At 71.6% G+C, this 14,958-nt stretch carries 13 protein-coding genes, 1 tRNA gene and 1 pseudogene; 10 read left to right on the forward strand and 5 right to left on the reverse strand.

The window, feature by feature from the left end:
- Both ACZ55U_RS21950 and ACZ55U_RS21955 read left to right on the forward strand, forming a co-directional pair.
- Positions 1–741: ISL3 family transposase (locus ACZ55U_RS21950; protein WP_465528024.1), on the forward strand; the 741-nt coding region annotated here is incomplete at its 5' end.
- 12 nt (positions 742–753) lie between these two features.
- Positions 754–972 (forward strand): annotated as a pseudogene (locus ACZ55U_RS21955) (transposase); the annotation flags it as partial.
- On the opposite strand, the gene ACZ55U_RS21960 reads toward ACZ55U_RS21955, so the two are convergent.
- Positions 930–2,558, reverse strand: coding sequence for an AfsR/SARP family transcriptional regulator (locus ACZ55U_RS21960; protein WP_465528026.1), 1,629 nt, complete (start codon positions 2,556–2,558; stop codon positions 930–932). The pseudogene ACZ55U_RS21955 and the gene ACZ55U_RS21960 overlap by 43 nt on opposite strands.
- 242 nt (positions 2,559–2,800) lie before the next feature.
- Between ACZ55U_RS21960 and ACZ55U_RS21965 the strand changes: the two genes are divergently transcribed.
- Entirely contained in the window at positions 2,801–5,017 is a 2,217-nt protein-coding gene (locus ACZ55U_RS21965) for a tetratricopeptide repeat protein (protein ID WP_465528028.1), read from the forward strand.
- Here ACZ55U_RS21965 and ACZ55U_RS21970 read toward each other — a convergent pair.
- Positions 4,956–5,543 (reverse strand): hypothetical protein, encoded by a 588-nt coding sequence (locus ACZ55U_RS21970; RefSeq protein WP_465528030.1) that lies wholly within the window; start codon positions 5,541–5,543, stop codon positions 4,956–4,958. The genes ACZ55U_RS21965 and ACZ55U_RS21970 overlap by 62 nt on opposite strands.
- On the reverse strand, positions 5,540–6,808 hold the full coding sequence (locus ACZ55U_RS21975) for a hypothetical protein (RefSeq protein ID WP_465528032.1): 1,269 nt from the start codon (positions 6,806–6,808) through the stop codon (positions 5,540–5,542). The genes ACZ55U_RS21970 and ACZ55U_RS21975 overlap by 4 nt, the downstream gene beginning before the upstream one ends.
- Before the next feature lie 369 nt (positions 6,809–7,177).
- Between ACZ55U_RS21975 and ACZ55U_RS21980 the strand changes: the two genes are divergently transcribed.
- Together ACZ55U_RS21980 and ACZ55U_RS21985 are read left to right on the forward strand one after the other, a co-directional pair.
- Entirely contained in the window at positions 7,178–7,963 is a 786-nt protein-coding gene (locus tag ACZ55U_RS21980; protein WP_465528034.1) for an electron transfer flavoprotein subunit beta/FixA family protein, read from the forward strand.
- A 45-nt stretch (positions 7,964–8,008) separates the two neighbouring features.
- Positions 8,009–8,971, forward strand: coding sequence for an electron transfer flavoprotein subunit alpha/FixB family protein (locus tag ACZ55U_RS21985; RefSeq protein WP_465528036.1), 963 nt, complete (start codon positions 8,009–8,011; stop codon positions 8,969–8,971).
- A 127-nt stretch (positions 8,972–9,098) separates the two neighbouring features.
- Here ACZ55U_RS21985 and ACZ55U_RS21990 read toward each other — a convergent pair whose 3' ends face one another.
- On the reverse strand, positions 9,099–9,536 hold the full coding sequence (locus tag ACZ55U_RS21990; RefSeq protein WP_465528038.1) for a PhlB family protein: 438 nt from the start codon (positions 9,534–9,536) through the stop codon (positions 9,099–9,101).
- A gap of 202 nt (positions 9,537–9,738) precedes the next feature.
- On the opposite strand from ACZ55U_RS21990, the gene ACZ55U_RS21995 reads away from it, so the two are divergent.
- The 4 genes from ACZ55U_RS21995 (at position 9,739) to ACZ55U_RS22010 (ending at position 12,987) form a co-directional block, all read left to right on the forward strand.
- A complete protein-coding gene (locus ACZ55U_RS21995) occupies positions 9,739–10,890 on the forward strand; it encodes an acyl-CoA dehydrogenase family protein (RefSeq protein WP_465528040.1) in 1,152 nt (383 codons plus the stop codon).
- 111 nt (positions 10,891–11,001) lie between these two features.
- Complete coding sequence (locus tag ACZ55U_RS22000) at positions 11,002–11,739, forward strand: TetR family transcriptional regulator (RefSeq protein ID WP_465528042.1); 738 nt, start codon at positions 11,002–11,004, stop codon at positions 11,737–11,739.
- 396 nt (positions 11,740–12,135) lie between these two features.
- The gene (locus tag ACZ55U_RS22005; RefSeq protein ID WP_465528044.1) at positions 12,136–12,405 is read left to right on the forward strand and encodes a hypothetical protein; all 270 of its coding nucleotides are present in this window, start codon (positions 12,136–12,138) and stop codon (positions 12,403–12,405) included.
- A gap of 309 nt (positions 12,406–12,714) precedes the next feature.
- Positions 12,715–12,987, forward strand: coding sequence for a hypothetical protein (locus ACZ55U_RS22010; RefSeq protein ID WP_465528046.1), 273 nt, complete (start codon positions 12,715–12,717; stop codon positions 12,985–12,987).
- A 139-nt stretch (positions 12,988–13,126) separates the two neighbouring features.
- Here ACZ55U_RS22010 and ACZ55U_RS22015 read toward each other — a convergent pair.
- A tRNA-Leu gene (locus ACZ55U_RS22015) sits at positions 13,127–13,211 on the reverse strand.
- Positions 13,212–13,502: 291 nt separating this feature from the next.
- Between ACZ55U_RS22015 and ACZ55U_RS22020 the strand changes: the two genes are divergently transcribed.
- Complete coding sequence (locus tag ACZ55U_RS22020; RefSeq protein ID WP_465528048.1) at positions 13,503–14,834, forward strand: M20/M25/M40 family metallo-hydrolase; 1,332 nt, start codon at positions 13,503–13,505, stop codon at positions 14,832–14,834.
- Positions 14,835–14,958: the final 124 nt, after the last annotated feature.

Here is a 14,958-nt window from a genome sequence, read left to right on the forward strand (position 1 = left end):
GTCGACCACGACACCGCCCGCGTGGTCTGGATGGCCGACGGCCACGGCACCGACGTCCTCACCCGGTTCTTCGACGAACTCGGCCGGGCCCGAGCCGCACGGCTGACCCACATCAGCGCCGACGGCGCCGCCTGGATCGCCCAGGTCATCGCCGATCGGGCACCGCGCGCACTGCGGGTGATGGACCCCTTCCACGTGATCGCCTGGGCCACCGAGGCGCTGAACACCGAGCGCCGGGCCTCGTGGAACCGGGCCCGGCGCGAACTCGGCGACCGGGACACCGCGCGGGCGCTGAAGGACTCCCGCTTCGCCCTGTGGAAGAACGCTGAGGATCTGACCGACCGCCAAGTGGCCAAGCTGGCCTGGATCGCGGCCACCGACCCAAGACTCCACCGCGCCTGGCGGCTGAAGGAAGCCCTGCGGGCCGTCTTCGCCCTGGCCAAGCGCCGCCCCACCGCCGCCCTCAAGGCCCTGGACGCCTGGATCGGCTGGGCCCGCCGCTGCCGGATTCCCGCCTTCATCGAACTCCAGCGCACGATCGTGCGCCACTACGACGCCATCCGCTCGGCGCTCATCACCGGCCTGTCCAACGGGCTGATCGAGTCCACCAACACCAAGACCCGTCTGATCATCCGGCGCGGCTTCGGCTTCCACTCCGCCGACGCCGTCATCGCCCTCGTCATGCTGACCCTCGCAGGGCCCCGGCCCACCCTCCCCGGACGCCAACCCTCAACAGCCTGACCCACACATCAAGCAGGAGAGCCCGAAATCGCCTACACCCCGACCAACAGCTCCTGGCTCAACCGGATCGAGGCCCAGTTCACCGCCCTGCGCTACTTCGCCCTCGACGGCACCGACCACGCCAGCCACAAGGAACAGGGCAGCATGATCCGCCGCTACATCATCTGGCGAAACAAGCATGCCGCCGATCAGCGGCTACGCGAAGTCGTCACCAGGGCAAACGTTGCCTGATGCGGCACTAGAAGCCGGAAAGCCGCTCGCTGGTTGGCGGAGAGGCAGCGGTACGACAGCTCGAAAACCTGGGCAATGCCGCCCGAATTGCTGCGGATCTCCGCGAGTCGGCCACCGTCCTCGCGGGAGAGGCGTCGGGCGAGGTGCTTCAGGCTCCAGGACGGTCGGCCCTTGAAGCGGCTGGCGACCAGTTCCACGGCGAGCGGCAGGCAGCCGCAGCGCTCGACGATCTCGATGACGCTCCCGGTGTCCGCGGAGCGCTCGGGTCCCACCACGTTGGTGAACAGCGCCACCGCGTCGTCCACCGTCAGCACGTCCAGGAACACCGGTCGGGCGTCGGGGAGTTCGGTGAGCCGCTGGCGGCTGGTGACGATCACCAGTGCGGTCGGCGCGGGCGGCAGCAGCGGCCGGACTTGAGCGGCGTTCGAGGCGTCGTCGAGCACGACGACGGCGCGGCGCGAGGAGAGCACCTCGGCGCACAGGGCGAACACCTCGTCCGCGTCGAGCGGAATGGTGGTGGCGGGCACGCCCAGGCGTCTGAGCAGCAGGGCGCCCGCGGCCTCCGAGGCGAGCGGCGGCTGGTTGCCCACGTGAGCGCGCAGGTTGAGGTAGACGTAGCCGTCCGGGAAGTGCTCGCGCATGAGGTCGGCGGCGTGCAGGGCGAGGGTGGTCTTGCCGACTCCGGGCATGCCGAGGATCGCCGAGACGGTCACCACACCCCCCTGGGCGAGCCGGGCGTCCGGGCCGGGCAGCACGCGCCGGAGGTCGTCCTCGCGGCCGATCAGCCGGTGCCGCCCGGGGACCTCCGCGGGCAGGGTGGTCGGCGGGTCGGGGGTCAGGGTGGCCGCGGTCCGCTCGGGCGCTCCCGGGAGCGGTTCGCCGCGCAGCATCCGCTGGTGGAGACCGGTGAGGGATTCGCCGGGCCCGGTGGCGAACTCGGTGTGGAGCAGGCGGGCGACGGCCGGGTAGACGGCCAGTGCGTCGGACTGTCGGCCGACGGCGTAGAGCGCGGTCATCAGGTGACCGGCGAGCCGTTCGTCGGTCGGGTGGTCCTCGCGCAGGGCCGTGAGTTCGGGGATCAGCTCGGCGAAGCGGCCGATGCGCAGATCGATCTCGATCCGGCGCAGCGTGGTGATGAAGTGCTGGTCGGTCATGGCCGCGCGGGTGGTCTGGGCCCAGGCGCCGGGCAGGCCGGCCAGCGGTTCGCCGCACCACAGGCTCAGGGCCCGGCTCAGAACGGTTCTGGCCTGGTGGTCCTGTCCGTTCTCGGCGAGTCGTCCGGCATTGTCGGAGAGGTCCAGATAGCGGTGCCAGTCGATCAGGAGTGGGTCCGCCCGCAGAGTGTACGTATGCGACTTGGTGTCGATCGTCGGCGCTTCCCGGAGGTTTTTCTCTCCAGCGGACCTGCTCGCCCGCCTCAGCAGTCCGCGCAGGTGGGAAACGTGGCTGTAGAGGCTGCTCAACGCGCTGGGCGGAGGGTCTTCGCCCCACAGCCGGTACACGAGCGACGTATGGGAGAGGGGCCTCCCGACCTCCAGGGCCAGAGCGGCCAGCAACTGCCGTCGTTTGTCGGACGGAATCGCCAACGGCTCTCCGTTCACCGACAGTTCAACTGAACCCAGGAGATGGAACCTCATGTGACGCCCCCCGCCGGTTGGCTACCAGCTTGCCGTGTCGCGGGTGAGCATCGCACGCCGTTGGACGATCGGCCATAGCATCGAGCACGCTTCTCGAAGGGTTCCTTTGGGAATGTCTCGGACTGACGGCTCGTCATCTGGTGATCCACCGCGGCTTATTCGTCCGAGGCAAGGGGGGAACCAGTGACAGGATGGACCGTGTTCGGCGGCTGCCCGTGAACGACGTCAACCTGCCGTACGGAGTGGTGCGCAACTCGCTGACCGGCGCGACGACGGTCTCCGGTCCGGTGGTGCGGGCCGGGGCGATCCACGGCGGTCTGCACCTGCACGGCCTGCCCGCTCTGCCGACTCCACGCCAACTACCGCCCTGTCAAAGCAGGTTGATCGGACGGGAGGCCGACCTGGCAGCGCTGGACCACTCCCTGCCTCCCGCCGTCGCAGCGGACGTCACCGTGGTGGTGACCGGCCCCGCCGGGGTCGGGAAGACGGCACTGGCCGCCCAGTGGCTGCGCGGACAGGCCGGCCGCTTCCCGGACGGCCAGCTCTACGCCGACCTGCGCGGCTACGCGCCCGGTGGCCCCGCCGACCCCGCCGAGGCCATCGGCGGTTTCCTGCGGGCCTTCGGGATCTCGCCGGTGCCCGGGAGCCTGGAGGAGGGTGCCGCGCTCTGGCGCTCGCTGGCGGCGGAGCGGCGGATCGCGGTGCTGCTGGACAACGCTTCGACAGCCGCCCAGGTGCGGCCGCTGCTGCCCGGCTCCGACCACACGGTGGTCGTGGTGACCAGCCGCCGCCGGCTCACCGGACTGGGCATCGACGGGGCGGTGTTCCGGCCGCTGACGCCGCTCGCGCCGGAGGCGTCCGCCGAGATCCTGGCCGAGCGGGTCGGCAGACGGAGGGTGGTCGACGAGTCCGAGGCCGCGGCCGAAGTGGTGGACGCCTGCGCCGGGCTGCCGCTGGCGATCTGCCTGGCGGCCGCCCGGATCGCGGCGCGTCCGGCCCAGTCGCTCGCCGCGACCGCGGAGATACTGGGGCGCGGTACCGACCGGCTGGCGGCGCTGAACGTGGAGGGCGAGACGGTGCAGGACCTGCTGGACGCCTCCTTCGGAGTGCTGGAGCCGGGTGCCGCCCGGCTGTACGGCCTGCTGGGCCTGCTGCCCTTCCCCGAGTTCACCTTGGAGAACGCCGCCGTCCTGGCGGACGTGGAGCCGGCCGCGGCCGACGGGTTGTTGGACGCCCTGATCGACGTGCACCTGCTGGAGGAGAGGGGGCCGGAGCGGTTCCGCTTCCACGATCTGGTCCGGCTGCACGCCCAGGCGCACGGGCGGGGACTCCGGGACGGCGAGGCCGGCCGTACCCCGCTCGACCGGGTCGTCGACTGGTACCTCGCCTCGGCCACCGCCGCCGAGGCGGTCGTCTCGCCGAGCCACCGGACGCTCGACCGCGACTACCGCACACGATCGCGCCACCCGGCCAGGGAGTTCGCGGACGACGTCCAGGCCCTGGGCTGGCTCGACGAGGAACGCGACCGTCTCGCCGACGTGCTGCGCTGGTGCGAGGAACTGGACCGGCCCGCGGCCGCTTGGCAACTCGCCGACGCCATGTGGCCGTTGTTCCTCCGGCTCCGCCCGGCCCGGCTGTGGGTCGATGCCCACCGGATCGGCCTGCGCGCCGCCCGGGCGGCCGGTGACCGCGCCGGCGAGCTGCGGATGCTCACCTCGGGCGGGAACGGCCTGCGGAACGCGGGCGACTGGGAGGAGGCGGCGCGCTGGTTCACCGACGCCCTCGGACTCGCCCGCGAGACGGGCCGCCCGCTGGCCCAGGCGGACGCCCTGTACGGGCTCAGCCAGACCCACCGGATGGCAGGTCGACTGGACGAGGCTGCCGAGTGCCTGCGACAGGTCGTGGAGATCCGGGAGGCCGAGGACTACCTGCGCGGCTCGGCGCTGGCCCGGCTGGCGTACGGCGAGGTGATGCTGCTCGCGGACCGGCCGGCGCGGGCCGTCGCGCCCATCGAGCGGGCACGTGACGAGTTGGCCTCGATCGGTGACCACTACGAGGCGGCCCGCGCGACGGCGTTCCTGGGGTTGGCGCACGGAACGCTCGGCGCGTACGACCTCGCCGACTCCTGCCTGGAGGAGGCCCTCGCGGGCTTCCGGGCCCGGCTCTCGGCGCACTGGGAGGCACGGACGCTGGAGTTCGCGGGGCAGGTCGAGGAGCGGCGTGGTCGTCCGGACGCCGCACGGGCCCGCTTCGAGCGGTCCATGGCCCGCTACCAGGAGGCGGGTGCCGCGGCCGAGGCGGCCAGACTGGCCGACCGCCTCGCCGCGTACGCGGACGACTCCGCCGTCACCCCCCGTTCCGACGCACCGGAGGCCCGACAGGGCCGGGCCGGGGAACAGCGGCGCTGACCTGTCGGAGCTCGGTGAGCGCTCGTCCGGCCGCCAGCCAGGCGTGCGCCAGCGAACCGAGGACCGCCGGCGGTATGGACTCCCCGGCCCGGGCGGAGGCCCGCAGGACGAGCCGGTCCCCGTTCCGGGCGAGCACCACCACCGCCCCCGGGCGGTGTTCGGCCGTGGCCACCGCACACCCGGGGTGCGCGGACAGCAGCTCCGCGAGCCGCGCGTGGGCGTCCGCCTCCGGGACCGGCCCGAGGTGGAGCACGTCGGCGTGCCGGAGCCAGCGGAGCCCGCCGGGTTCGGCGAGGTCGAGCACGAGGTGCTCGTCCACGAATCCCGGGCCCGGCAGTTCCGCCGGAGCCGTGACCGCCGGGTCCGTGGCCAGCAGTCCGTGGTGGACACCAGGGGTGGCTGTCACCCGGGCCTCGAACAGCGTGGTCGCCGTTCCGCCGCACGCCGACGAACCGCCGTACGCCGTTCCGCCGTACGCCGACGAACCGGCCGGCACCAGCCGCACCGTGTGCAGCGCAGCGCTCATCCGGCCCGCCGGGGCTCGGCCGCCGCCATCGAGTCCAGCGGCTCGGGCAGTCGCAGCGGCTCCGGGGCCGGGGTGTGGGCGGGCTGGCCCAGCCCGAGGACCCGGTAGAGCAACCGGCGGCTGTTCCGGTCGAAGCGCCCCGGCTCGGAGCTTATCCGGGAGGCGACGGCGGCGTGCTCCTCCGGGCGGTACTGCTCGGCGGCGTACCCGAGTTGGTCGACGAGGGGGTGTCCGGGGGAGAGCGCGGGCGCGATGCGGGCGAGCTGTGCGGCCGGCGAGCGCGGGTTGACGTGGCGGTGCGGGTACTCGGCGAGCAGGACCGGAGCGCCGGTCATCGCACCGTACAGGGTGACCGAACCGTGGTCCCCGATGACGAAGTCGGCGGCGACCAGCAGAGGCCGCCAGTCCACCTCGGGCGGGACGACCGTGACGGCCCCGCGGGCGGTGGCCCGCGCCCAGGAGCGCACCGCGAACGCGCTGTGCGCCGCCGCGATGTTGGGGTGGGTCAACAGGACGGCCCGGTAGCCGTTCCGGGGCAGTTCCGAGGCCAGCCTAGGGAGCACCGCGTCGAGCCGGGTGAAGAGCGAGCCGTCGCCCCAGGTGGAGCAGACCAGCACGAGCTTCTCGTCCGGTCCCAGCCCCAGTGCCGCCCGATGGAGATCGCGGTGCGGCAGTGCGGCGGCGATCCGGTCGTAGCACGGGTCGCCGACCACCGTGGCAATCGGGACGGCCTCCGGGCAGCTGCGCCGGAGTTCGAGCAGTTCCTCCTCGTGGGCGAGCGCGAAGGAGGCGGGGACGAGCCGGCCCTCCCAGAACAGGTACTCCGGACCGAGGCCGATGGCAGCCCGTTCGCCGTCCGGGGCGCTGCGCCGGGACAGCTTGATGTTGCCGGCCCCGTGCGGCAGACGGACGACCGGGCCGTGCAACTGCTCCATCCCCTGGGAGCCGGCGGCCAGCACGAGGTCGAACTCGCGTCGGACCGCCTGCTCCCAGGGCAGTACGGCGCCGCCCAGCGCCCGGAGGACGTCGGCGGCGCCGCGGTTGAACACGTGCGGCGCCACCGTGAACTGGACGTGGACCCGCAGGTCCGAGGCGAGCAGCGCGTAGAAGTCGTGCAGCCGCTTCGCGTACACCATCGTCTGCGCGACCACCAGCACTTCCTTGCGCTCCCGCAGGGTCTCCCACGGCCCGTTGTTGCTCCAGACCGCGCTGCCTCGTTCCCCGTGCGTCGATGTGGTGTCCTGTTCCCCGTGCACCAAGGTCATCCTTCTCCCCCTCCTTGATCCCAGGTCGGGGCCGTCGACGGGCCCCGGGTCGATGGTCCTCGGGCCGTCTGGCGGATTCATTGACGAGACCTGGCGGGGGCTTGCGGAAACCTTGTGTCCGCTTCCCGCGACGCCACCCCCGCCCGGGCGCCGGGAAGGGTACTGAGTTCCTTTACGAGGGGTACTGAGTGCCGTATTCTCTCGGTGGAGCCTCTGACGCCAGTCGAAGAGAGCCGACACGGTATCCCGGTCCAGGTGGCGCTCGTGGTGCGCTCGTCGCGCCCGGGCCGGCTTGGCACTCAGTACCCCCGGCATGCCTGAGGCCATGGACCCAGTGCATCCCTTGCACCCGTGACAGGAGAACCGCTCATGAGCTTGAGGATCGTCGTCTGTGTGAAGTACGTGCCGGACGCGACGGGTGACCGTCGTTTCGCGGACGATCACACCACCGACCGGGAGGGTGTGGACGGCCTCCTGTCGGAGCTGGACGAGTACGGCGTGGAGCAGGCGCTGCGGATCGCGGAGGCGAACGAGGGCGCCGAGGTGACGGTGCTGACGGTGGGGCCGGACGACGCGAAGGACGCGCTGCGCAAGGCGCTGTCGATGGGTGCGGACAAGGCCGTGCACGTGAACGACGAGGACATCCACGGTTCGGATGTGATCGGGACGTCGGCGGTCCTGGCGAAGGCGCTGGAGAAGACCGGGTTCGATCTGGTGATCGGTGGTATGGCGTCGACGGACGGGACGATGGGTGTGCTGCCGGCGCTGCTGGCGGAGCGTCTGGGGGTGCCGCAGGTGACGCTGCTGTCGGAGGTGTCGGTCGAGGGCGGTGTGGTGAGGGGCCGTCGGGACGGTGACGCGGCGACGGAGCTGGTGGAGGCGGCGCTGCCGGCGGTGGTGTCGGTGACGGACCAGTCGGGTGAGGCCCGGTACCCGTCGTTCAAGGGGATCATGGCGGCGAAGAAGAAGCCGGTGCAGTCGCTGGACCTGGACGACCTGGGCATCGAGGCGGACGAGGTCGGTCTGGCGGGTTCGTGGACGGCGGTGGAGTCGGTGGCGGAGCGTCCGGCGCGTACCGCGGGCACGGTCGTCAAGGACGAGGGCGAGGGCGGCAAGCAGCTCGCGGCCTTCCTCGCCGGCCAGAAGTTCATCTGAGCCGCCCCCACCCCCCGACCCAGCGAAACACGGAGACATTGAGCAATGGCTGAGATTCTCGTCCTGGTGGACCACGTCGACGGCGCGATCCGCAAGCCGGCCCTGGAACTGCTGACCCTGGCCCGCCGCATCGGCGAGCCGTCCGCCGTCGTCCTGGGCGCCGGTGCCGCCGCCGCCGACATCGCCGCCAAGGCCGGCGAGTACGGCGCCGCGAAGGTCTACGTCGCCGACGGCGCCGAGTTCGCCGACCAGCTGGTCGTCCCCAAGGTGGACGCCCTGGCCCAGATCGCCAAGGCCAACGACGCCGCCGCCGTCCTCGTCACCTCCTCCGGCGAGGGAAAGGAGATCGCCGCCCGCGTCGCGCTGCGCCTGGGCTCGGGCATCATCACCGACGCCGTCGACCTGGAGGCCGGTGACGGCGGTCCGGTCGCCACCCAGTCGGTCTTCGCCGCGTCCTTCCAGGTGAAGTCCAAGGTCACCAAGGGCGCGCCGGTCATCACCGTCAAGCCGAACGCCGTCGCCCCGGAGGCCGCCGCGGCCGCCGGTGCCGTCGAGAACGTCGCCGTGGAGTTCACCGGCAACGCCGCCAAGGTCGTCGAGCGGACCCCGCGGGTGTCCTCCGGGCGCCCCGAGCTGACCGAGGCCGCGATCGTGGTCTCCGGCGGCCGTGGCGTCGGTGCCGCCGAGGGCTTCGGCGTGGTGGAGGAGCTCGCGGACGCGCTGGGCGGCGCGGTCGGTGCCTCGCGCGCCGCCGTGGACGCCGGCTGGTACCCGCACAGCAGCCAGGTCGGCCAGACCGGCAAGCAGGTCTCCCCGCAGCTGTACGTGGCCAACGGCATCTCCGGCGCCATCCAGCACCGGGCCGGCATGCAGACCTCGAAGACCATCGTGGCCGTCAACAAGGACCCCGAGGCCCCGATCTTCGAGCTCGCCGACTACGGCGTGGTCGGCGACCTGTTCGAGGTCCTGCCGCAGCTGACCGCCGAGGTGAAGGCCCGCAAGGCCTGATCCCCGGAGACCGCATCTCCGGACGGCAGCCCGGGGACGACGTCCCCGGAACGACAAGTGGAGGGCGTGGCCGCCGAGGTGGTACTCGGTGCCACGCCCTCCGTCGTCTCCCGTGCGGCGGCGCGGCTCACTCCGCCACGTAGGCCGCGAGGTGCTGGGTGAAGCCGCCCTGGGTGGGGGGCAGCGGGCGCGGCTCGGTGTCCGGCACCGACGGCGGCTCCTCCACCGGCAGCAGCCGCAGCTCCGGCTGGTCGGAGTCGGGGGAGGTGAACAGCCTCACCCGGGTGCCGACCGGGACGGTGCTGCGCATCCCGTCCACGATGCACCAGACGTCGAAGCCCTCCGCCATGCGGATCAGGGACTTCTGACGGACCAGTGGCGTCCGGGCCTGCTCGACGGCGCAGCGCCGGACCACGCCGGTGCCCTCGCTCGGCTCCAGCCGCAGGTCGGTGGAACCGCAGGTCGGGCAGAGCAGCCGCTGGAAGGTCGGGTTGCTGCACCAGGTACATCGCTGGAAGTACAGCGTCGTACTCCGGCTGTCGGCATCGATGGCTGAGTGGACCACGCTGTCATCTCCCTGCGCTCGGGCCGGCTCTCTCGGCAGAAGGACGGCGGAAGTACGGCAGAAGTACGGAAGTACGCCAGAAGTTCGGCACGAAAAGGATAGGGAACTCAGTGCCGTTAAGGGAAGGCACTGAGTTCCCTTTTTGCCGCGCGCATGCATAATGAAGGGTACTGAGTACCGTCGTGAAACAGGAGTGGCGATCATGAGCCAGGAGTTCGATCTCTTCCGTATCTCCGAGGAGCACGGGATGCTCCGTGAGGCGGTGCGTTCGCTGGCCGAGGCGAAGATCGCTCCGTTCGCGGCGGAGGTGGACGAGCAGGGGCGGTTCCCGCAGGAGGCGCTGGAGGCGTTGCGGGGCAGTGATCTGCACGCGGTGCACGTGCCGGAGGAGTACGGGGGTGCGGGGGCGGACGCGCTGGCGACGGTGATCGTGATCGAGGAGGTGGCGCGGGTGTGCGCGTCGTCCTCGTTGATCCCGGCGGTGAACAAGCTGGGGTCGCTGCCGGTGCAGTTGGCGGGTTCGGAGGAGTTGAAGGCGCGGTACCTGGGGGCGCTGGCGCGTGGGGAGGGGATGTTCTCGTACTGCCTGTCGGAGCCGGAGGCGGGCAGTGACGCGGCGGGGATGCGGACCCGGGCGGTGCGGGACGGGGACTTCTGGGTGCTGAACGGGGTGAAGCGCTGGATCACGAACGCGGGGGTGTCGGAGTTCTACACGGTGATGGCGGTGACGGATCCGGAGAAGCGGTCGAAGGGGATCTCGGCGTTCGTGGTGGAGAAGGGCGACGAGGGGGTGTCGTTCGGTGCGCCGGAGAGGAAGCTGGGGATCAAGGGTTCGCCGACGCGTGAGGTGTACTTCGACAACGTGCGGATTCCGGCGGAGCGGATGATCGGTGCGGAGGGGACGGGTTTCGCGACGGCGATGCGGACGCTGGACCACACGCGGGTGACGATCGCGGCGCAGGCGGTGGGGATCGCGCAGGGGGCGCTGGATTACGCGAAGGGGTATGTGAGGGAGCGCCAGCAGTTCGGGAAGGCGATCGCGGAGTTCCAGGGTGTGCAGTTCATGCTGGCGGACATGGCGATGAAGCTGGAGGCGGCGCGGCAGTTGACGTACGCGGCGGCGGCGCGGTCGCAGCGGGGGGACGGGGATCTGACGTTCTTCGGGGCGGCGGCGAAGTGCTATGCGTCGGACGCGGCGATGGAGATCACGACGGACGCGGTGCAGTTGCTGGGTGGGTACGGGTACACGCGGGACTATCCGGTGGAGCGGATGATGCGGGACGCGAAGATCACGCAGATCTACGAGGGGACGAACCAGGTCCAGCGGATCGTGATGGCCCGCAACCTCCCGTAACCCCCTCCGAAAACCCCACTTCCGCGCGCACCGACGCGCACCGGCGGCCGGGCCCGAACAGGTGGCCCGGCCGTCCCGGCCACCCCCCGGGTGGATGTTAGGTTCCGGTGAATGAGCGAGAAGGAAGAGCAGGACCAGCCCATGAATGACGGGCCCTCGAAGCCGGCGATGCGCGAGGCGCTGGTGGCCGCGGCCTTCGAGCTCTTCCTGGAGCGGGGCTTCGAGCAGACGACCGTCGACGACATCGTCTCGCTGGCCGGCGTCGGCCGGCGCTCCTTCTTCCGCTACTTCCCGGCCAAGGAGGACGTGGTCTTCCCCGACCACGAGCGCAGCCTCGCCGAGATGACGGAGTTCCTGGAGTCCGGCAGCGGCGAGGAGGACCCGGTCAAACACGCCTGCGACGCCGCCCGCCTGGTCCTGCGGATGTACGCCGAGCAGCCCTCCTTCTCCGTCCAGCGCTACCGCCTGACCCGCAAGGTGCCCGGCCTGCGGGCGTACGAGCTGTCCGTGGTCTGGCGCTACGAGCACACCCTCGCCGCCTACCTGCGCGACCGCTTCGCCGACCGCCCGGACGGCCCGTTGCGCGCGGACGTGATCGCCGCGGCCGTCGTCTCCGCGCACAACCACGCCCTGCGCACCTGGCTGCGTTCGGGCGGCGAGAGCGACTGGGTGGCCGAAGTGGACGCGGCGATGGCCTTCGTGACCGGCACCTGGAGCGACCGCCCGGCGGAGACCGCCGAGGGCGAGTCCGACGAGGTCGTGGTCCTGGTCGCCAGCCGCCGGGCGCCGCTGTGGCGGATGGTCCAGGGCATCGAGAGCGCCCTGGGCGAGGACGCCCGCCGGTCCTGACGATCCGCCGTGCCCGTTCGCCGTGTCCGTCCGCCACGTCCGTCCGGCGCGACCAGCCGGCGGCGCCTTCCACGGAGCGCCGGCCGATCGTTCCCGTACGGCCGATCCCCGGATCGGGCTTTCGAATGACATCGGCGGGGACGGAGCCGGCCCGGCGGTGGTGGGCGGCGCCGGACCGCTCGGGCTCTCGGGTGTCGCCGGTCTGCTCCGGCCGAATGATCCTCCCGACAATCACCTGATCAGTATTTCCGCTGGTCGGCTCGGCGTTTCCGTCCGAGCGCGGGCCGAGCGGGCCGTGGCGTCGGTTGCGGCGGGAGGCGGGGCGTGGCTGTCTGAATCGCGGCGGGCCGATCGGCGACGCCATTTCGATTCCGAACCTCCGTGGAGGAGATTTCCATGCGTTCTCTCAAGCGTGTCCTGGCCGCCAGTGCCATCGCCGTCCCGCTCGTGATCGGCTGCGCCGGCCTGGCCTCGGCGCAGGAAGGCTTGGACGCGAACTTCGGCGCGGGCCAGTTCGTCGCCAACCAGAACGGCGCCGGTGCCGCCAGCGCCAACTCGGTGCTGAACGCGGACGGGGTCCAGCACACCGACTTCTGGATCTGGTCCGACAACACGGGCGTCTCCGGCGCCTTCACGGGCTCCGGTGCCAGCTGGCAGAACGGCTGACCCAAGCCGCGGATCCCCTCGGAGTTCCGGTGAACTCCGGGGGGATTCCCCTGTGTTCGGGGCGGCGCGGGGGCCTGGCGAGGCGAGACGCGGCGGAGCGAGGGCGCGCGCCGGGTGCTCCAGCCGACTGATCCTCATGAAAACCACACCAGTCGTATCCGCGCTGGTGGGACCGGCGATTCTGACGGGACATAAGGCCGGGCGGGGGCGTGGCGCCGGTTGCGGCGGGAGGCGGGGCATGGCTCCCTGAATCGCGGCGGGGTCGAACGGCCCCGCCCCCCAACCCGAAACTCCGTGGAGGAGATCTTGATGCGTGCTCTCAAGCGAGTGGTGGCCGTCGGTGCCCTCACCGTCCCGCTCGTCGTCGGCTGCGCGGGCCTGGCCTCGGCCGCCGTCGAGGAAGGCCTGGACGCGAACTTCGGCCAGGGCCAGTTCATCGTCAACGAGAAGGGCGCCGGTTTCCTGGTCGCCGACTCCCACGTCGGTTCCGACGGGGTCTCGCACACGGGCTACTGGATCTGGGCGGACGACACCGGCGCCTACGGTGCCTACACGGGCGCGGGCGCGACCGTGACCGGCTGACCGGGCCCCACCGGAACCGCCGCCGGCGAACCGGAAGACGACCGGAGAACCGAAAAGCCGGAAGCCGAACCCGGAACCGAACCGGAACCGGAAGCCGGAAAACCAGAAAGGCCCCAGATGAACTGGGGCCTTTCGCCGGTGTCCGAGGGGGGACTTGAACCCCCACGCCCGATAAAGGGCACTAGCACCTCAAGCTAGCGCGTCTGCCATTCCGCCACCCGGACCGGGTGCCGTCCTCGCGGCTTCCGATCTCTCGTCCGTCGCGCTGACAGATGTAACTGTAGCAAAGATCGGCTTGGGCTCCCAAAACGGTTCCGGGGCGCAGGAGCGGCACCGATGGCCGGGGCAAGGGGCGACTTGTGGCGGGGGCGTGACCAGCGGGTTTCGGGACGGCGGGGGGCTGGATCGGGGCCGGGGGCTGGGGGAGGATGGGCGGACGTGCTCGTACGGCCCGGGTGCAGGTCCTGGGGGTGACGCGCTGGTGCGTCGGTGCGGGCCCAAGACGAGGAGTGACCGTGAGCGAGCGGAGCGAGTCGGCGGCCCCGAAGGTGACGGCTGAGTCGGAGGTCGCCGAGATCTGTCGCGATCTGATCCGGATCGACACCAGCAACTACGGGGACGGCTCCGGCCCGGGGGAGCGCAGGGCGGCCGAGTACGTCGCCGAACAGCTCGCCGAGTTCGGGCTGGAGCCGCAGATCTTCGAGTCGGCCAAGGGCCGGGCCTCGACGGTGGTCCGGATCGAGGGCGAGGACCGCTCCCGCCCCGGCCTGCTGATCCACGGCCACACCGACGTGGTGCCGGCCAACGCGGCGGACTGGACCTACGACCCCTTCGGCGGCGAGATCGCGGACGGCTGCGTCTGGGGGCGCGGCGCGGTCGACATGAAGGACATGGACGCGATGACCCTGGCCGTCATCCGCGACCGGCTGCGCACCGGGCGCAAGCCCCCGCGCGACATCGTGCTGGCCTTCCTCGCCGACGAGGAGGCCGGCGGCACCTACGGGGCGCGCTTCCTGGTGGACAAGCACCCGGGGCTGTTCGAGGGCGTGACGGAAGCGATCGGCGAGGTCGGCGGCTTCTCCTTCACCGTCAACGACCAGGTCCGCCTCTACCTGGTGGAGACGGCCGAGAAGGGCATGCACTGGATGCGCCTGACGGTCGAGGGCCGGGCCGGCCACGGCTCGATGGAGAACGACGACAACGCGATCACCGAGCTCTGCGAGGCGGTCGCCCGGCTCGGCCGGCACCAGTTCCCGCTGCGGATCACCAAGACCGTCCGGGCCTTCCTGGACGAGCTGTCGGACGCGCTCGGGGTCGAGCTGGACCCGGAGAACATGGACGAGACGCTGCGGGTGCTCGGCGGCATCGCCAAGATGATCGGCACCACGCTGCGCAACACCGCCCAGCCCACCATGCTCGGCGCCGGGTACAAGGTCAACGTGATCCCCGGTCAGGCCACCGCCCACGTGGACGGGCGCTTCCTGCCGGGCTTCGAGGAGGAGTTCCTGGCCGAGCTGGACAGCGTGCTCGGCCCGCGCGTGAAGCGCGAGAGCCTCCACTCGGACAAGGCGATCGAGACCGGCTTCGACGGCGCCCTGGTCGAGGCGATGCAGACCGCGCTGCGGGCCGAGGACCCGATCGCCCGGGCGGTGCCGTACTGCCTGTCGGGCGGGACGGACGCCAAGTCCTTCCAGGACCTGGGCATCCGCTGCTTCGGCTTCGCGCCGCTCCAGCTGCCGCCGGACCTGGACTTCGCCGGGATGTTCCACGGTGTGGACGAGCGGGTCCCGGTGGACGGCCTGAAGTTCGGTGTCCGGGTGCTGGACCGCTTCATCGACGCCTGCTGAGCCGCCACTGATCAGGCGACTGGGTCGGGCCGCTTCCGGGGGCCCGGGAAAGGGGAAAACGCAGTGTTCGAGAGGGGGGGTTTGGGGGGGGGGGGGGGGAAGCCAAAAAAAAGGGTTTGTTTGG

The sequence above is a fragment of the Kitasatospora sp. NPDC034533 genome (assembly GCF_055575155.1).